The sequence below is a fragment of the Neotamlana laminarinivorans genome, assembly GCF_020523925.1.
GTDB classification, from domain to species: domain Bacteria; phylum Bacteroidota; class Bacteroidia; order Flavobacteriales; family Flavobacteriaceae; genus Neotamlana; species Neotamlana laminarinivorans.
The window spans coordinates 392,781-411,131 of record NZ_JAJAPW010000002.1; the positions used below are offsets into that span (position 1 = coordinate 392,781).

At 31.1% G+C, this 18,351-nt stretch carries 16 protein-coding genes; 13 read left to right on the top strand and 3 right to left on the bottom strand.

Features of this window, described 5'->3' with window-relative positions; translation table 11 throughout:
- Positions 1–32 precede the first annotated feature (32 nt).
- The 6 genes from LG649_RS05490 to LG649_RS05515 all read left to right on the top strand — a co-directional run bounded on the left by LG649_RS05490 (position 33) and on the right by LG649_RS05515 (position 5,126).
- The gene (locus LG649_RS05490) at positions 33–1,187 is read left to right on the top strand and encodes a GNAT family N-acetyltransferase (protein ID WP_226541981.1); all 1,155 of its coding nucleotides are present in this window, start codon (positions 33–35) and stop codon (positions 1,185–1,187) included.
- A gap of 142 nt (positions 1,188–1,329) precedes the next feature.
- Complete coding sequence (locus LG649_RS05495; protein ID WP_226541983.1) at positions 1,330–2,988, top strand: sensor histidine kinase; 1,659 nt, start codon at positions 1,330–1,332, stop codon at positions 2,986–2,988.
- Positions 2,975–3,607, top strand: coding sequence for a response regulator (locus LG649_RS05500; protein ID WP_226542008.1), 633 nt, complete (start codon positions 2,975–2,977; stop codon positions 3,605–3,607). The genes LG649_RS05495 and LG649_RS05500 overlap by 14 nt, the downstream gene beginning before the upstream one ends.
- Before the next feature lie 300 nt (positions 3,608–3,907).
- Complete coding sequence (locus LG649_RS05505; RefSeq protein WP_226542010.1) at positions 3,908–4,228, top strand: hypothetical protein; 321 nt, start codon at positions 3,908–3,910, stop codon at positions 4,226–4,228.
- Positions 4,229–4,300: 72 nt separating this feature from the next.
- Positions 4,301–4,507 carry a hypothetical protein gene (locus LG649_RS05510; protein ID WP_226542012.1) on the top strand — a complete coding sequence of 69 codons (207 nt, stop codon included), beginning with the start codon at positions 4,301–4,303 and terminating at the stop codon, positions 4,505–4,507.
- A 112-nt stretch (positions 4,508–4,619) separates the two neighbouring features.
- The gene (locus LG649_RS05515; protein WP_226542014.1) at positions 4,620–5,126 is read left to right on the top strand and encodes a hypothetical protein; all 507 of its coding nucleotides are present in this window, start codon (positions 4,620–4,622) and stop codon (positions 5,124–5,126) included.
- 76 nt (positions 5,127–5,202) lie between these two features.
- Here LG649_RS05515 and LG649_RS05520 read toward each other — a convergent pair whose 3' ends face one another.
- On the bottom strand, positions 5,203–6,138 hold the full coding sequence (locus tag LG649_RS05520) for an SPFH domain-containing protein (protein WP_044631545.1): 936 nt from the start codon (positions 6,136–6,138) through the stop codon (positions 5,203–5,205).
- Positions 6,139–6,216: 78 nt separating this feature from the next.
- Here LG649_RS05520 and LG649_RS05525 point away from each other — a divergent pair, with 78 nt between their 5' ends.
- Positions 6,217–6,900, top strand: coding sequence for a hypothetical protein (locus LG649_RS05525; protein ID WP_226542016.1), 684 nt, complete (start codon positions 6,217–6,219; stop codon positions 6,898–6,900).
- A gap of 9 nt (positions 6,901–6,909) precedes the next feature.
- On the top strand, positions 6,910–8,025 hold the full coding sequence (locus LG649_RS05530) for a glycoside hydrolase family protein (protein WP_226542018.1): 1,116 nt from the start codon (positions 6,910–6,912) through the stop codon (positions 8,023–8,025).
- Between the two features lie 26 nt (positions 8,026–8,051).
- Here LG649_RS05530 and LG649_RS05535 read toward each other — a convergent pair whose 3' ends face one another.
- On the bottom strand, positions 8,052–9,053 hold the full coding sequence (locus LG649_RS05535; protein WP_226542020.1) for an alpha/beta fold hydrolase: 1,002 nt from the start codon (positions 9,051–9,053) through the stop codon (positions 8,052–8,054).
- A 54-nt stretch (positions 9,054–9,107) separates the two neighbouring features.
- Positions 9,108–10,616 (bottom strand): glutamate--tRNA ligase, encoded by a 1,509-nt coding sequence (gene gltX / locus LG649_RS05540; RefSeq protein WP_226542021.1) that lies wholly within the window; start codon positions 10,614–10,616, stop codon positions 9,108–9,110.
- A gap of 111 nt (positions 10,617–10,727) precedes the next feature.
- Here gltX and LG649_RS05545 point away from each other — a divergent pair, with 111 nt between their 5' ends.
- From LG649_RS05545 to LG649_RS05565, 5 genes are all read left to right on the top strand, one after another.
- Positions 10,728–14,156, top strand: coding sequence for a DUF4175 family protein (locus LG649_RS05545; RefSeq protein ID WP_226542023.1), 3,429 nt, complete (start codon positions 10,728–10,730; stop codon positions 14,154–14,156).
- On the top strand, positions 14,149–14,571 hold the full coding sequence (ybeY, locus tag LG649_RS05550; protein WP_226542030.1) for an rRNA maturation RNase YbeY: 423 nt from the start codon (positions 14,149–14,151) through the stop codon (positions 14,569–14,571). The genes LG649_RS05545 and ybeY overlap by 8 nt, the downstream gene beginning before the upstream one ends.
- 56 nt (positions 14,572–14,627) lie before the next feature.
- Positions 14,628–16,499 (top strand): tRNA uridine-5-carboxymethylaminomethyl(34) synthesis enzyme MnmG, encoded by a 1,872-nt coding sequence (gene mnmG, locus LG649_RS05555; protein WP_226542032.1) that lies wholly within the window; start codon positions 14,628–14,630, stop codon positions 16,497–16,499.
- A gap of 86 nt (positions 16,500–16,585) precedes the next feature.
- A complete protein-coding gene (locus LG649_RS05560) occupies positions 16,586–17,440 on the top strand; it encodes a class I SAM-dependent methyltransferase (RefSeq protein WP_226542547.1) in 855 nt (284 codons plus the stop codon).
- Positions 17,441–17,806: 366 nt separating this feature from the next.
- Positions 17,807–18,325, top strand: coding sequence for an OmpH family outer membrane protein (locus LG649_RS05565; protein ID WP_226542034.1), 519 nt, complete (start codon positions 17,807–17,809; stop codon positions 18,323–18,325).
- Positions 18,326–18,351 lie beyond the last annotated feature (26 nt).

The window sequence follows — 18,351 nt, forward strand, 5'->3', positions numbered from 1 at the left end:
AATTGTATTTTCAGTCTTTTTTATTTCAAGCTATGCAATTTAAAATTTATACATCGGTGAACGAGCTTCCAGAAAACTGGGATGGTTTTGTTAGTCACGATGTATTTTTACAAACTCCATATTTTAAAGCTATAAAGCAATCATCACCAGACAATATTAGCTGGTTTTTTGTTGGCGTTTTTAAAAATGAAAACTTAGTTGGTGTTGCTGTTATTCAGCGTGTAGCTTTGTATTTAAAAGATATTTTTAGAGACGAAAGAGAAAAATGTATCAGAACATTTTTGCAAGACACTGTAGCAAAAATTCTAAAAGGAAATATTTTAGTTGTTGGTAATTTAATGCACACAGGGCAACATGCATTTTATTTTAATGAAGCTTTAATATCGTATCCTGAATTTTTGCAAGGTATTTTTAAAGCCATTGATGAAATAAAAACACTAGTTAAACGTACCCAAAACAAGAAAATTAGAGTTATAATGCTCAAAGATTTTTTTGAAACCAATGCTATTCACAAAGAAACAGTTCTGTTTAATCAGCAAAAACTATATCAAGTAAAAGTGCAGCCCAATATGTTGCTTCCGGTGACTGCAAATTGGCTTAAATTTGATGATTATACAGCCAGTTTAACAAAGAAGTACCGTGACCGATATAAACGCGCTAAAAAGAAACTAAACGACATTCAAGTAAAGGACTTATCGCTTGTAGAAATTGAAAAGCTCCAAAACATAATGCATGAATTTTACTTAAATGTTTCAAACAATGCAAAGTTTAATACCTTTATTTTACCCAAAAATCATTTTTATAGTTTAAAAGAAAATCTTCAAGACAATTTTAAAGTATTCGGTTATTTTTTAAATGAAGAGTTAGTTGGTTTTTACACCTTAATTTTAAATGAGGATAATTTAGAAACCTATTTTTTAGGCTATCACCAAACGCATCAATACAAAAACCAATTGTATTTAAATATGCTTTACGATATGCTAAAGTTTGGTATTGAAAATAAGTTTAAAACTATAGTTTACGCGCGAACAGCTATGGCTATTAAAAGTTCGGTTGGGGCAGAAGCAAAAAATATGTTCGTTTATATGAAGCATACAAATGTTTTAATTAACGGATTGTTAAAGCAAATTTTCAAACTTATGAATCCTAAGCAAGATTGGGAAGAACGACATCCGTTTAAAACATAATTTTTTAGTTTTTAACGTCAATTCGAGTGATTTCGAGGGACGAGAAATTGTATCGAGAATAACTTAAAAACGATAATAGATTTTAATCAAGAATCAAAAAATCACGATATTTACAATTACAACCAACAACTAAACCATGAGCTTGCGATCTTTAATATTAATTATTATAAACAGTCTTGTGTTTTTAGTTATTGTGTTGCTTTCGGTAACGTTTTACAATCAGTTTTCTAAGGTTTTAGATGATAGAATTCTGCTTCAACTTAACTCGATTAAAACCTTAAAACAAATTCAAATTGAGCGATTAATTACTTCAGAATGGGAAGCATTTCGATATAATCCGCAAATGGCATCCTTCAGCGACAGCTTAAAAATTTTAAATTCTGAACAGTTATTTTCATCATCTGGAGTTTACGATTTAACCGAGTTTCATCTTAATAAAAAAACATCAATTGCTTTGGTTTTACGCGATAGTAATCAAACTAAAATTAAAGTAATCGATTATAACAAGATTAAAAATATTCTTTTAGAGCGTACTGGAATGGGCGAATCTGGAGAATCGTATTTGGTTGGTCAAGATTTTTATTTGCGTTCGCAATCGCGTTTTTTAACTCAAAAAACACCTGCCACTATTTTAGCAAAAACAGTTGGAGTTACTCAAGCATTTTTGGGACAATCGGGTAGGGGAATTTATCCAGATTATCGCGGTATTAAAGTTTATGGCGTTTACGATGTAATAAAAATTAAAAATTTAAAACTCGCTATAGTTTCAGAGATTGACGAAAATGAGGTTAATGCGCCTTTAAAAGATTTACGTTTACGCCTATTTGGTTTAATTGTTTTAATAACGGTTTTGGCCATTATTCTGTCGTTGTTTTTAACTAGGATTATTACCAATCCGGTCGAGAATATGAAAAAGAGTTTAAAAATTATGGCAAATGGCGATTATTCCGAGAGTCATCAATTTAATAAAAACTTTACCGAAATTGCTGAAATGTTTAACGCGCTTGGGCAGTTAAAAAAATCGTTGCAAGGTGCTGTTAGTTTTTCAGAAAATATTGGAAAAATGAATTTAAATGCGCAATACACACCAAAAAGCACGAACGATGTTTTAGGTAAAAGCCTGGTAAAAATGCGTGATAAATTGGTTGAATTTCGAAATAATGAAAACAAAAACAGATTAAACACCAAACGTCAATTGGTTGATGGTTTAGAAAAAGAACGTCGCCGTTTAGCAAGAGAGTTACACGATGGTTTAGGCCCGTTGCTAACGTCTTTAAAATTCTATATCGATAATAAAATAAAGAATGATGCACAGCGTCTTGAAATGAAAACGATTTTAGATGAAACTATTACAGAAATCCGTGTTATGTCTAATGCGCTTATGCCTTCTAGTATTGACGATTTTGGAGTATCAACAGCTATTTTAAACTTTATTGAAAGCATAAAAAACTCCACTAAAACTCAAATAATTTTTGAAGATTTAACCAAACAAAATGATAGTAAAATAACTAAAAACCAGCAAATTAATATTTTTAGAATCACTCAAGAACTTATTAATAATACCATAAAACACGCTCAAGCAAGTCATATTAGAATTACCTTATCGGAATTTGACGATTTTATATCGCTATTTTATTTTGATGACGGTATAGGTTTTAATTTAAACCATGTAACGTTAGGTTCTGGCATAACAAACATTAAAGAACGTGTAGATATTTGTAACGGCCATGTAAACATAAATTCTAAAGCTGGAAATACCACTTTTGAAATTGAATTACCCATTGATTATGAAACCAATTAAACTAATTATAGCAGACGACCACGAACTTTTTAGAAACGGCTTAAACGAGCTTTTAAAAAAGTACGACGATGTACATGTGGTTGCTCTTGTTGAAGATGGAAACCAGTTGTTTCAAGAATTAGAAAAACATAAAGATATTGCTATTGTTTTACTAGATATAACCATGCCAAATATGGATGGATTTCAGGTTTTAAATAAGTTGAAAAACAGTGATAACAACATAAAACCAGTTGTTATTTCTATGCACGACGAAGGTAATTATATTGCAAGTTGTGCCAAAAACGGAGCATATAGTTATTTGTTAAAAAATACCGACCAAGATGAGCTTATAAAAACTATTAGAATTGTAAATGACGGAAAAAAGTATTTCCAACCGCAAATTGCAGAGAAAATGATTAATTATATGTCAGAACAATCGGTAAGTGAAAATATATTATCAAACAAAGAAAAGGAGGTTTTAGGTTTAATTTCAAAAGGATTAACAACCAAAGAAATAGCAAAACAGTTGTTTGTTAGTAGCCGAACTATTGAAACCCATCGGGCTAATATTATTAAAAAACTGGAGGTAAAAAACACAGCAGAACTTATTAAAAAGGCTACAGAAATTAATTTGATATAACTGTTGATTATATTTTTAAAAGAAAATGTAGTTAAACTTCTAGTGATTTCTTACGAATTGAATAATATTTATAAGTCACCTTGAGCGTAGTAGAAAGGTTTTTGAGTATTGTTTTAATAGATTTTAAAATCCATAAAAAGCTAATTAATTTAGTTTCGACTGCGCTAAACCTGACATCACGTTCCACTATGATATTTCAAAAATCAGTATAAATACGGATGCTATTTCGGTAGTTTCATAGACCTGTAAATAGGCTAATCTGTTATTAATTTTATAAAAGAATTTAAAACAGAATTAGTTATGAAAAAAATAGCATTTACCGCATTAGCAATTATAATTTCGTTTGGAGCTTACGCACAAAAACGAAACGAATTTAAAGGACCTGCCTACAAAAATTACAAACCTTGGCAACACGATGTTGTGCCCACAGTTGTTTATACCATTATTGAAAAAGAAAGTTTAACTGGGCCAGAATATAAAAACCAAAAGGTTTGGGAAAATAAGAATATAGAAGATTATAAAGTAATTTCTATTGGTACAAAACGGTCTAAATTAAAAGGGCCTGCTTATAAAAATTACAAACCTTGGTTGCATAAAAATGAAGAGGACCAAGATTCTTAAAACTTTAGCAACTCTTTAAGACAAAGTGTGTTATATTTTTTATAAGTTATATAAAAACAAAAAATATAATTTATGAAAACTGCAAATAGTAACATACTTACAGAAATAGCTACTTTAACAAGAACTATTGAAGACGATTATCCAGAACTTCAAAAGTATTTAGATGAGAGTAGAAGCACTTTACCAAAAGGAAACTTTAATAAAGGAGAACTTGATACGGAAGAATTAGAAAATTACCGAAATAGTTTAAAGAATTTAATTAGCAAATACAACAATTAAAATTTAGAGTTAAAAGAAGCCTTATTAAGCTGGTACATTTACCAGTTTAATTAAGGCTCTTTTTTTTAAGGAATGTAAATCGTTTTCGACTAAGTTTAAAACAATTTACAAAATGAGAAAATTAGCTTTCCTTCTTTTAATACTGCCTTTTTTATCGTTTTCGCAAAGTATGACAAATGCAACATTGCATGAATTATATACTTCGGTAAGCGATTCTATCAATGGAAAACCTGGACGTTGGGAATTTTTCGTAAACCAAATACCAATGCTTTCTGTTACAGATGAAAACCATAATAGAATGCGTATAATTTCTCCAATAACAGATGCAAATAATTTAAACGACGAACTTATAAAAGCTGCTTTAGTTGCTAATTTTCACACTGCTTTAGATGTTAAATATGCGGTGTCAGATGGTATATTGTGGTCTGTTTTTATTCATCCTTTAAAAGAATTAACAAAAGAACAAGTTGAAGATGCAGTAAGGCAAGTTTATAGCGCAAATGTAAATTTTGGAACTACTTTTAATAGTACATCTTTAACATTTCCTGGAAGTATAAGTAATAAGGAAAGTAGGGAAGTGGTACCAGAAAAAACAACTATTAAATTTAAAAAATCATAGTTGCAATAAAATAACAAAGGCTGTTTGAAATGTTTCAAACAACCTTGTTTTAAATTTATAAGACTTATATTAAAATTTAGTCTTCGTTTTCACTGTTATTTTTCTTTTTGGCATTTTTCATAGCTTCACCAATTTGGTTACTAGCTGTAAAACTAGCGACCATTTCGTTAAGCATGTTACTACCTGTTTGAGGTGAATTAGGTAATAAAATAAGATTACTATTAGTTTCTTCACCTAGCGATTGTAAGGTGTCGTAATGTTGCGTAACAACAATTAAAGCAGAAGCTTCTTGGCTATTTATACCCACACGGTTTAAAACTTCAACCGACTCTTCTAAACCACGAGCAATCTCACGGCGTTGGTCTGCAATACCTTGTCCTTGTAAACGCTTGCTTTCAGCTTCAGCTTTAGCTTTTTCAACAATTAAAATACGTTGAGCATCACCTTCATATTGAGCAGCCGTTTTTTCACGTTCTGAAGCGTTAATTCGGTTCATTGCAGCTTTTACTTGTGCATCTGGGTCAATATCTGTAACAAGGGTTTTAATAATATCGAAACCGTATTCTAACATGGCATCGTTTAATTCTGCTTTAACAGCTAAAGCAATATCATCCTTTTTAACAAAAACGTCATCAAGTTTCATTTTAGGTACTTCAGCACGAACGACATCAAACACATAACTTGTAATTTGCTCGTGCGGATAATCAAGTTTATAAAACGCATCGTATACTTTTTGACTAAGCACGCGATATTGTACAGATACTTTTAAGCGAACAAATACATCATCTAAAGTTTTAGTTTCAACAATAACATCTAATTGCTGAATTTTTAAACTTAGTTTACCTGCTATTTTATCGACTAAAGGAATTTTAAATTTTAGTCCCGATTGGCGAATACTATGAAACTTACCAAAACGTTCAATAATAGCAGCGGTTTGTTGTTTTACAGTAAAAATAGAGGAGATTAAAATTACGATTCCAATAAAAAGAATGGGAATAAATACGAAGTTCATAATAATTAAGGTTTAAACATGGTTAAAAAATTAAGGTACAAAATAAATGTTATATTTGGGATGATTTTCTCTCAATCCATGAAACATAACCAATTTTTAATATTAGTAGCTATTTGTATATGTTTTGTTACAAAAAGTTTTTCTCAAAAGGGTAATTATCGTATTCAAAACGGTTTGTTATTAGAAGGCGGAATAACAAAACTTGATATTTTAACAGATAACTTTATTACAAAAGAAGGTGATGGTTTTTATGGTGGAACAGCAGCAACAGTTAATATTCCTTTAAAATGGTACGATATAAGTTTTGGTATGAAAATAGCCGAAAATAATATAAGTATATCAGGCAGACCTACACAATCTAGTGCAATTAACGAATTTATAGATTATAAGCTATTTACAGTACAACTACCTTTAATTATTCATACTAAAATAATTGAACATTATATTACAGTTGATGCAGGCCCAATGTTTCAATATAATAGTAAGTTAGAGATTAATGATAAATCTTATGAAGATTTTTACATTAACAATTATAGTAACATAACTGCAGCCGATATTTACAATATTTCTCAAATTAATTTAAACGGCTTAATTGGTATTACGTTAGGTATAAAAAACTTTAAGTTAAGAGCCCAATATGTGTATGGGTTTACAAATATTTTTAACAAATTAGAAAAACAAAATTTAGAAACTTCTGGAGGCGATTCCCGTTTTAAAGGAAACCAAAGCCAAATATTTTTAGGTGCCGCCATTATGTTTTAAAATTTACTTATGAAAAGAAGAACGTTTTTAGAAACAGGTTTAAAAGCCACAGCAGCATTAGCATCACTTCCTTTATTAAACTGTGTTGATGCACCAAAACAAGAAGAAGCATTTATTGATAAAATTTTACCAGCTCCAAAAAACGGCGGTTTTCGTGATGATAATTACTGGATTTGGGGATCGTCTGTTATAAAAGGTGAAGATGGAAAATACCATATGTTTGCCTCAAGATGGTCTAAAGATGTTGGTTTTGGTAATTGGGTTACAAACTCAGAAATTGTTCGCGCTGTTGCTGATACACCTGTTGGCCCTTATAAATTTCAAGAAGTAGTTTTACCTCCAAGAGGTAAAGAGTTTTTCGATGGTATGTGTACGCATAACCCAAGAATAGTAAAATATAAAGACAAATATTTATTATATCACTTTGGTACAACTTACGATTTTGATATGCCTACCAAAGAAAACCGCAAACCAGAAGGCTATAACTGGAACCAAGCATGGTTAAATAAGCGCGTAGGTTTGGCAGTTAGCGATTCGGTTTTTGGGCCATGGGAACGTGTTGATAAACCAGTTATTGAGCCTAGAGAAGGCCATTGGGATGCTACAATAACATCCAATCCATCTCCAGCAGTAGATCCTGAAACTGGAAAAATTTTATTAATGTATAAGTCCTCGGCTACACCAAAACCACCTTTATTATTGGGTGTAGCTATGGCAGATAGCCCTACAGGCGAATACAAGCGTTTAAGCGAAGAACCTGTATTTAGATTTGAAACGCCAGATAACAATCATATTGATGTTGAAGACCCATTTATTTGGTGGGCAGGCGATAAATATGAAGGCGTTATAAAAGACCGTTCCGGATTAATTTGTGGAGAAGAAGGTGGCGGTGTTCACATTTGGTCTAAAGATGGTGTAACCTGGAATTTATTCGATAAAGTAAAAGCTTATAGTAGAAATATACTTTGGGAAGATGGTACAACTACGCATCAAAATCACTTTGAGCGTCCGTTTGTTTTAGTTGAAGATGGAAAACCAACACATTTATTTGCTGCTGTTGGTAGCGGGCCAAAAGCTTGGAGTTTTGAAAATACTTGGAATATGGTAATTCCTTTAAAGCATTAAGCTTTAAAGGAATTTTCTTTTTAATATTATTCTGCTAAGAAAGTTTTTAATGGCTTTATAAAACTATCAAACTTTTCAATATGTGGTAAATGTCCCACGTTTTCAATTTCAACTAATTTGGCATTTGGAATTGCTTTTTGCGTTTTTTTGCCTAATTCTGCATAAAGTCCCATGGTTTTTCTAACAGCTTCTGTAACTAATGGTTTCCCTAATGCGGTTCTGTCTCTAGTTCCAATTATTAATAGAGTAGGAGCGGTAATGTTTTTAAATTCATACACTACAGGTTGTGTAAAAATCATATCGTAGGTAAGCGCATTGTTCCACGCAATAGTTTGGTAACTAGAGTTTAATGTCCAACCAGCTAATAAGTTTACCCATTGGTCGTATTCTGGTTTCCATTTGTTATCGTAATAATTAACTAACTGATATTTTTTGATGCCTTCGTAACTCTTTTTTAACTCGTTGTTATACCACCACTCAACAGGTTTGTAAGGTACTTTTAGTTTCCAATCTTCTAATCCAATAGGGTTTTCTAAAATAAATTTCTCTGTAGTTTCTGGATACATTAAAGCAAATCTAGTAGCCAGCATACCGCCCATTGAGTGCCCTAATATGGCTGTTTTTTTCACATTTAAACTATCTAATAATGTTTTTGTGTTTTTAGCTAATTGCTGAAATGTATAATGAAAATGATTTGGTTTTGATGATTTACCAAAACCTATTTGGTCTGGTACAATAACACGATAACCTTCCGATGCTAAACTATTAATGGTAGTTTTCCAGTATGCTCCATTAAAGTTTTTACCGTGAAAAAGCACAATATTTTTGCCATTGTATTCTACAGGCTTAATATCCATATAAGCCATTTTTAAGTTTTGATTTTGGATGTTTAATTTTAATATTTTAACAGTATAAGGATATTCGTAATTTGATAATTCAATATCTAACCAGTCTAATTGATTGGTTTGTGCGTTAATGTTAGTAATGGTTAAAATAACTAGGCATAGGTTTAAAAATAATGTTTTCATAAAGTATGAGGGTTTAAAAAAAGCCCTGAGATTTTTCAAGGCTTTTGTTTTATATTATATTTTTTCAATGAGGTTGTCAATACGTTTTACAGTTTCGTTTTTGCCTATTAAAAACATAATTTCAAAAACATCTGGACCTTGTAAGGCGCCAACTAAAGCTAAACGTAAAGGCATCATAATTTTTCCGAAACCAATATTGTTGTCTGTAATCCAACCTTTAATATCGGTTTGTAAAGCATTAACGGTAAAATCGTCTATATGGGTTATAATACTTTTTACTTTAGTTAATATTTCGGCAGTATCGTCTTTTATAGCCTTTTTAAAAGCCTTTTCATCGTAGTTTGAAGGCGATGTAAAGAAAAAGTGCGATAAGCCCCAGAAATCGTTTATAAACGTTGCTCGCTCTTTTATTAAACTTACAACCATTTCAATATAGTTTATATCAATAGTTGTTAATTCTTCTTGATTGTTTTTAAACGCTTCTGCAAGTTTTAAATTGTCTTGCTCTTGCATGTAATGGTGGTTAAACCATTTAGTTTTATCTGGATCAAAACGAGCACCAGCTTTATTTACTTTGTTTAAGTTAAAAGCTTCAACCAATTCTTCTAAACTAAAAAGTTCTTGTTCGGTTCCTGGATTCCATCCTAAGAAGGCTAAAAAGTTTACAACGGCTTCAGGGAAATAACCATCTTCTTTATAACCTCTAGAAATGTCGCCTTCTTGAGATTTCCATTGTAAAGGAAAAACAGGAAAGCCTAATTTATCGCCATCACGTTTACTTAATTTTCCTTTTCCGGTTGGTTTTAAAATTAATGGTAAATGTGCAAATTCTGGAGCTTCCCATTTGAAAGCACGATAAAGTAAAATGTGTAATGCTAAACTTGGTAGCCATTCTTCACCACGAATTACGTGCGAGATTTCCATTAAATGGTCGTCAACAATATTTGCTAAATGGTAGGTTGGCATACCATCGCTTTTAAACAATACTTTATCATCTAAAATATTAGTGTCAATTTTTATATCGCCACGAATAATATCTTTTAAGTGTAAAGTTTCATCTTGCGGACTTTTAAATCGAATAACATAATCTTCGCCAGCTGCAATTTTGCTTTGCACTTCTTCCGCGCTAAGCGATAATGAATTATTTAGTTTTAAACGGTTATGCCAATTGTAAATAAAAGTTTTACCGTTAGCTTCGTGCTCTTTTCGGTGTTTGTCTAATTCTTCGGCAGTATCAAAAGCATAGTATGCATTACCCGATGCAATTAATTCATCGGCATATTGCTTATACAAATGTTTGCGTTCGCTTTGTCTGTAAGGTCCAAATTTTTCGTTTATGTTTGGGCCTTCATCAAAAGGAAATCCGCACCAGTTTAAAGCATCAATAATGTATTGTTCGGCACCTTCTACGTAACGGTTTTGGTCGGTATCTTCAATACGTAAAACAAAAGTTCCGTTATGTCTTTTAGCAAATAAATAATTGAATAATGCTGTACGAACGCCACCAATGTGAAGTGGTCCGGTTGGGCTTGGTGCAAAACGCACACGAACATTTTTTGTCATGTTTTATTACGATTTTTAAACTTCAGTATTTTTTGCAAAGATACAATTAACAGCTAATTAAGGTAGTTGTTATAAATAAAATTGTAGTTTAGTATTAAGGATTAATTTATTATGAACAATTTCAATTATATAGAAGCAAAGGTAGAAGCTTTTATTAAGAAGTATTATGTAAACGAATTACTAAAAGGTGCCATTTTATTTTTTGCTATTGGGCTGCTTTACTTTTTAGTTATAATGTTTATTGAGTACGTTTTATGGTTAAATACAACTGCTAGAAGTATTTTATTTTGGACCTTTATTTTGGTAGAATTAGCGCTACTAACAAAATTTATTGTGTTGCCTTTGGCTAAATTATTTAAGCTGCAAAAAGGTATTAATTATGTTGATGCATCAAAAATTATAGGCAAACATTTTCCTGAGGTTAACGATAAGTTGTTAAATGTATTTCAACTTAAAAATACAGAAAGTAATTCTGAATTATTACTAGCAAGTATAGAACAAAAATCTATTGAGCTAAAACCTATTCCGTTTAAAGTAGCGGTAAATTTAAAAGCTAATTTTAGGTATTTAAAATATGCTGCTATACCTGTGGTTATCATTTTACTTTCTTTATTATTTGGAAAAGGCAATTGGTTTAACGAAAGTTATAAGCGTGTTGTAAATTATAAAACCGCTTATACACCACCAGCGCCTTTTGAGTTTTTTGTTATTAATGAAGATTTAACAGCTGTTGAAAACAAAGATTTTACTCTACAAGTTCGTACAGCTGGAGATGTAATTCCAGAAACAGTAGAAGTTTATTATAATAACGAAACATATTTTTTAAAACAAAAGGGTAACGGTGAGTTCGAGTATGTTTTTAATAAGCCTAAATCCTCATTTGAATTTGAGTTGCAAGCTAATAATGTAACATCAAAGCCATATAAAATTGAAGTAGTAAAAACACCAAGCATTGTCGATTTTCAAATGCATCTAAATTATCCGAGTTATTTAAAGAAGACAAACGAAATTTTAAAAAGTTCGGGTAATGCATTGGTTCCAGAAGGAACAAAAGTAACATGGAGAATAACTGCAGAATCAACGCATTCTATTTCTCTTTTTTCAAAAGATACAATACAATTTAAAAGTGAAGATGCTAATGCATTTCAAGCTTCAAAAAGGTTGTTTAGTAATTTAAATTACACATTAAGTACCAGTAATAGTAATTTAAAACATTACGAAAACTTAAACTTTAATATTAATGTAATCAAAGATCAATATCCAGAAATTAAAGTAGAAGTAAAACAAGATAGTTTAGATAATCAGTCCTTATATTTTCATGGAAAAATTAATGATGATTATGGCTTACGTAATGTAAAAATGATTTATTATCCAACTAATAAAATCACAGATAAGCAAGAGTTGGATTTAGGGATTTCTAACACCAATTTTGCAGAGTTTGTTACAGCGTTTCCAAATAATTTAAATATTGAAGAAGGCGTAGCTTATAGTATTTATTTTGAGGTCTTAGATAATGATGCTGTTCACAACTACAAGAGTTCTAAAAGTAGAGTTTTTACATTTAGAAAAAGAACACAAGAAGAAGAGGAACAACGTAATTTGGAGGAACAAGGTAAGACCATAAATGATTTACAAAAATCTTTCGATAAGTTTAATTCACAGGAGAAAAGTCTACAAGAAATCACACGTCTTCAAAAGGAAAAAAATGATCTTAATTTTAATGATAAAAAGAAATTAGAATCCTTTATAGAACGTCAAAAGGAGCAGGACCAAATGATGAAACATTTCAATAATAAATTAAAAAATAATATTGATGAGTTTCAAAAAGAAGATAAAGATGATCCGTTTAAAGAAGCATTAAAAAAGCGTCTTGATGAAAATGAAGAAAGGTTAAAAAAGGACGAGCAATTGCTAAAAGAGTTAGAACGTTTACAAGAGAAAATTAACAAGGAACAACTAACAGAAAAACTAGAAGAATTAGCCAAACAAAACAAAAACAAAAAACGAAGTTTAGAGCAATTGTTAGAGTTAACAAAAAGATATTATGTTGAAAAGAAATTAGATCAATTAAAAGAAGATTTAATGAAGCTTGCTATCGATCAAGAAAAGCTTTCTACCAAAAATAAAGAAGAAAACACAGCTAAAAAACAGAATGCTTTAAATGAAAAATTTGAAGATTATAAAAAACAAATTTCAGATTTAGAAGAAGAAAGTAAATCGTTAAAAAAGCCTATTGATATCCCAAGAGATAAACTTGAGGAGAAGGAGGTAGATGAAGAACAAAAAAATGCATCTGAAGAATTAGAAAAGAAAGAAGAAGTAACTTCTGATGAAAAAGTAAAGCAAGATAATAATACAGATGAAAATTTAAAAAAAGCACAAGAAAGCCAAAAGAAGGCTGCTAAAAAAATGATGCAAATGAGCCAAAGTATGCAACAAGCAATGCAAGCATCTGGTGGCGAACAATTGCAAGAAGATGTTGATGCACTCCGTCAAATTTTAGATAATTTAGTTTTGTTTTCTTTCGATCAAGAAGACTTAATGAATCAGTTTAAATCTTCAGAAACTAACGACAATGGGTTTGCTTCAAACTTAAAAAAGCAGAATAATTTATTAGAACATTTCGAGCATGTAGATGATAGTTTGTTTGCGCTCTCACTTCGTAATCCTAAGTTATCCGAACAGGTTAATAAAGAAATTTCAGAAGTGTATTATAACATGGAAAAGAGTTTAGAAAACTTTGCTGATAATCGGGTATATCAAGGTATTTCCAATCAGCAGTTTGCTATTACAGCAACAAATAATTTAGCAGATTTTTTAAGTGATGTTCTAGATAATATGCAAGAAAGTTTAAGTATGTCTGCTGGTCAAGGTGGAAGTGGCGATATGCAATTGCCCGATATTATTATGAGCCAAGAGCAGCTCAATAAAATGATGGAAGAAGGCATGAAAAAAGGAGAAGGAAAACCTAAAGAAGGTGAGGGGAAAAAGCCAGGACAAGAACAAAAAACTGGAGAAGGTTCTCAGGGTTCTAGTGGAGAAAATGATGGTGGCGAAAAGAACGGAGAAGGTAAAAACGGAAAGAATGGTCAGAAACAATCAGGTGAAGGTGATGGTACAAATGAAGATTTAAACGGACTGCTTTATCAAATTTACCAAGAACAACAAAAGCTTAGAAATGAACTTGAAGAGCGTATTGCTAAAGAAGGTTTAAAAGGAAACGCAAAGAATTTAGTGCGCCAGATGGAAAACGTTGAAATGGAATTATTGAATAAAGGATTCACGCAACAAACGCTTCAAAAAATGATGCAATTAAAGCATCAATTACTAAAATTAGATAACGCTACACATCAGCAAGAAGAAGACAACAAAAGGCAATCTAAAGCTAATTCTAATCAGTTTAAAAACACAACTTCAAATCAAATTCCTACCGCAAAACAATATTTTAATACTACTGAAATATTAAACAAACAAGCATTACCTTTGCAGCCTGTTTATAAAGTTAAAGTACAAGAATATTTCAATAAAACTAATGATTAATTTTAATTACGAAACCGATTTTAAATTATCTTCTGAAGAAGATATTTCTAAGTGGATTTTAGAAACCATAACATTAGAAAACCACAGTTTAGAAGAGGTGAATTATGTGTTTTGTGATGACGAATATTTACACAAATTAAATGTTGAGTTTCTTAATCATGACACCTTAACGGATGTTATTAGTTTTGATTATTCTGTAGGTAAACAAGTCTCTGGAGATATCTTTATATCCATTGAAAGAGTTGTAGATAATGCTAAGGATTTTAATGTTTCTTTTGATGTTGAATTAAAGCGTGTAATTATTCATGGTATCCTGCATTATTGCGGATACAAAGATAAGACGAATGATGACGCTATTTTAATGAGAGATAAAGAAGATAAGTACTTAGCTCTTTATAATCAGAAGTTTAATTAAAAAAAATATTAAATTCAAACAAGTGTTCCACGTGGAACACTTCAAATTTCCACGATATGTTTAACGAAGTATATGATGTTATTGTTGTAGGTGCAGGACATGCTGGTAGCGAAGCTGCTGCTGCTGCTGCTAACATGGGAAGTAAAACGTTGTTGGTTACTATGAATCTTCAAAACATTGCCCAAATGTCTTGTAATCCTGCTATGGGTGGTATTGCTAAAGGGCAAATTGTGCGTGAAATTGATGCGCTTGGAGGTTATAGTGGTATTGTTTCAGATACGTCTGCAATCCAATTTAAAATGCTTAATAAGTCTAAAGGGCCAGCAATGTGGAGTCCGAGAGTGCAGAGTGATAGAATGCGTTTTGCTGAAGATTGGCGAATGCTTTTAGAGCAAACAAAGAACTTAGATTTCTATCAGGAAATGGTTTCTGGTTTACTTATTGAAGGCGACAAAGTAGTTGGAGTAAAAACATCTTTAGGTGTTGAGGTTCGTGGTAAATCTGTAGTATTAACAAACGGCACTTTTTTAAATGGCCTAATTCATATTGGAGACAAAAATTTTGGTGGAGGTAGAGCTGGTGAAAAAGCTGCTACAGGAATTACAGAGCAACTGGTTGATTTAGGTTTTGATTCCGGTAGAATGAAAACAGGAACACCGCCAAGGGTTGATGGTAGAAGTTTAGATTTCTCTAAAATGATTGAGCAACCAGGTGATGAAAACCCTGAAAAATTTTCATATTTAGATACTACAAAACCATTGAAAGAACAACGTTCTTGTCACATGTCGTATACAAGTGCTTTGGTACACGATTTGCTTCGTGAGGGTTTTGATAGATCGCCAATGTTTAATGGTAGAATTAAGAGCTTAGGGCCGCGTTATTGCCCGTCTATTGAAGATAAAATTAATCGGTTTGCAGATAAAGATCGTCATCAGCTTTTTGTTGAGCCAGAAGGTTGGAATACGGTAGAATATTATATAAATGGTTTCTCTACGTCGTTGCCAGAAGATGTTCAGTTTAAAGCTTTACGTTCTGTTGTTGGTTTCGAAAATGTTAAGTTTTTCCGTCCTGGTTATGCAATTGAATACGATTATTTTCCACCAACACAATTAAAGCATACTCTAGAAACTAAATTGGTTAGCGGATTGTATTTCGCTGGTCAAATAAATGGAACAACGGGTTATGAAGAAGCGGCTTCTCAAGGTTTGATGGCTGGAATAAATGCGAGCTTAAAAGTTCAAGAAAAAGATCCTTTTATCTTGAAAAGGGATGAAGCATATATTGGAGTTTTAATTGATGATTTAATTACAAAAGGTACAGAAGAGCCCTATAGAATGTTTACGTCGCGTGCTGAATATAGAACATTGTTGCGTCAAGATAATGCAGATTTACGTTTAACACCTAAAGGGTATGAGTTAGGTTTGGCTTCTGAAAAGCGATTAAAACGCATGGAGCAAAAACATGAGTCTGCTAAAGAATTTGTTTCTTTTTTCGAAAGCAAAAGTGTAAAACCTGAAGAAATTAATCCGATTTTAGAGTCTAAAAATTCTTCTCCGGTAAATCAATCTGGTAAATTGTTTAAAATATTTGCTCGTCCTAATATTGATATGGATGATGTCAGAAAGGTAAAAAGTGTTGAAGATTATATTCAAGAAAATAATCTGGATCGTGAAGTGATAGAGCAAACTGAAATTCAAGTAAAGTATTCTGGTTATATCGCTAAAGAAAAAAATAATGCCGATAAATTAAGTCGATTAGAATATGTAAAAATCCCAGCCGATTTCGATTATTCTAAAATTAAATCGATGAGTTTTGAGGCGCGTGAAAAGTTGAAAAAAATTCAGCCAACAACGGTTTCTCAGGCATCAAGAATTAGTGGTGTTTCACCTAATGATATTTCTGTTTTATTGGTTTATATGGGTAGATAATTTAAAAATTAGTAAAAGTGTTCCACGTGGAACAGGGTAGAAAACATCTAAAAACAATAAATTTTTAATAACATTCTTAATTCGTGGTGCTAAAACAATCGAAAAACATCATTTTAAAAGTAAAAGATTATTCAGTTTCTGGTGAAGATTTCACATTGTTGCAAAATGAAACTTATGGTTTTTTAGAAACACATCCTCAACCTTCAAAAGAAAAACTTCCGGAGTATTATAAAAGCGAAGATTATATTTCGCATACTGATGCGAAACGAAATTTTTTTGAAAAAGTATATCATTTAGTTCGTGTTTATGCTTTAAATAAAAAGTTGAGTTTAATAAACAACTACGTGTCTACAGATAAAAATTTATTAGATGTTGGTTGTGGCACAGGAGATTTTTTAAGTGTAGCAATAAAAAACGGTTGGCAGGTAAGTGGAGTAGAACCTAACCAACAGGCAAGAGATATTGCTAATAAAAAAACAAATAACGCTGTTTTTAATGTTGAAAAACTAAAAGAATTTCAAGAAGCTTCGTTTAATGTAATTACGCTTTGGCATGTTTTGGAACATTTACCAAATATCGAAGAACATATAGAATTGTTTAAAAAATTATTAAAACCCAATGGCGTTTTAATAATTGCAGTGCCAAATTATAAAAGTTACGATGCTAAACATTATAAAAGTTTTTGGGCGGCTTACGATGTACCAAGACATCTTTGGCATTTTAATAAATCTTCAATTAAAAATTTAATGGAATCTTATGGTTTCAATTTAAACCAAATTAAACCCATGTGGTTCGATGCGTTTTATGTAAGTCTGCTTTCAGAAAAATATAAAACAGGTAAAATCAATTTTATAAAAGGATTTTTTATTGGCTTAGTTTCAAATGTAAAAGCATTAGCTTCAAAAGAAACATCTTCTTTAATTTATGTCGTAAAAAAATAAATAGCGATAATTGGGTTTTTGAAATTTTACAATATTTAAAAACACGCAATTTTTTATTTATTTTTTCAATAATCCTTTTTTTAGGAATTTTTAAGTGGTTTTTGAGTGAAAAAAACTAAAATATTTATTTTAAGAATAAATTTTAAATCAATTTTAGGGTCGGCAGTTGGTTGTATGTCTTTTTTGTAAAAGTTGCTTAAAACGCTTTAAAACGAGTCGTTTTTTATAAAGGAATCTTATTTTTAGTGAATTTCGTTATAAGTTTTCTTTATTTGTTAAAAACAGAATAAATTTCGGTTATTCTAAAACTTACTTTATTACATTTGTTTCAATTAAAAAATAGATCTAACTAATTTTCATAAAACCATGAAAAAATTAATTTTTACTGCTTTTACAGTTTTGGCTTTAACGTCTTGCCAGGAGGAAAAGAAAATCGCTTTTGTTGATAACGGAGAAGTTATTAACGAATATCAAGAGAAAAAAGATGTTGAAGCAAAATTCCAACTAAAGGAAGAGGCTTTTAGAAGAAAAGCAGATAGTATTGGGCAAGCATTTCAAGCCGAAGTACAATCTACACAAGCAACAGCTCAAAAATCTTCACAACGTAAGGCACAAGAGTTAATGGCAGGTTTGCAACAAAAGCAACAAGTTTTACAGCAACAAATGCAAATAGAGCAGCAACAGTTAACACAAGAATTTCAAGTGGAAATTGATTCTGTAATAGGTAGAGTTAAAACTTTTGTAAAAGATTATGGAAAAGCAAACGGTTATACATACATTTTAGGTACTAGCGAAGCTGCAGCAACAGTTATGTACGGTGCAGAAGAAAACGACTTAACAGAAACTATTTTAAATGCTCTTAATGAAGATTATAAAAAGGAGTAGAGAATTAGTATAACAAAATGTTTAGC

Excerpts from the sequence above, each read along its gene's own strand:
- LG649_RS05500 (WP_226542008.1), top strand. The coding sequence starts at position 2,975 with ATGAAACCAATTAAACTAATTATAGCAGACGACCACGAACTTTTTAGA.
- LG649_RS05565 (WP_226542034.1), top strand. The coding sequence starts at position 17,807 with ATGAAAAAATTAATTTTTACTGCTTTTACAGTTTTGGCTTTAACGTCT.
- LG649_RS05525 (WP_226542016.1), top strand. The coding sequence starts at position 6,217 with ATGAAACATAACCAATTTTTAATATTAGTAGCTATTTGTATATGTTTT.
- LG649_RS05490 (WP_226541981.1), top strand. The coding sequence starts at position 33 with ATGCAATTTAAAATTTATACATCGGTGAACGAGCTTCCAGAAAACTGG.
- LG649_RS05515 (WP_226542014.1), top strand. The coding sequence starts at position 4,620 with ATGAGAAAATTAGCTTTCCTTCTTTTAATACTGCCTTTTTTATCGTTT.
- LG649_RS05505 (WP_226542010.1), top strand. The coding sequence starts at position 3,908 with ATGAAAAAAATAGCATTTACCGCATTAGCAATTATAATTTCGTTTGGA.
- LG649_RS05520 (WP_044631545.1), bottom strand. The coding sequence starts at position 6,138 with ATGAACTTCGTATTTATTCCCATTCTTTTTATTGGAATCGTAATTTTA.
- LG649_RS05535 (WP_226542020.1), bottom strand. The coding sequence starts at position 9,053 with ATGAAAACATTATTTTTAAACCTATGCCTAGTTATTTTAACCATTACT.
- LG649_RS05530 (WP_226542018.1), top strand. The coding sequence starts at position 6,910 with ATGAAAAGAAGAACGTTTTTAGAAACAGGTTTAAAAGCCACAGCAGCA.
- LG649_RS05510 (WP_226542012.1), top strand. The coding sequence starts at position 4,301 with ATGAAAACTGCAAATAGTAACATACTTACAGAAATAGCTACTTTAACA.
- mnmG (WP_226542032.1), top strand. The coding sequence starts at position 14,628 with ATGTTTAACGAAGTATATGATGTTATTGTTGTAGGTGCAGGACATGCT.
- LG649_RS05545 (WP_226542023.1), top strand. The coding sequence starts at position 10,728 with ATGAACAATTTCAATTATATAGAAGCAAAGGTAGAAGCTTTTATTAAG.
- ybeY (WP_226542030.1), top strand. The coding sequence starts at position 14,149 with ATGATTAATTTTAATTACGAAACCGATTTTAAATTATCTTCTGAAGAA.
- gltX (WP_226542021.1), bottom strand. The coding sequence starts at position 10,616 with ATGACAAAAAATGTTCGTGTGCGTTTTGCACCAAGCCCAACCGGACCA.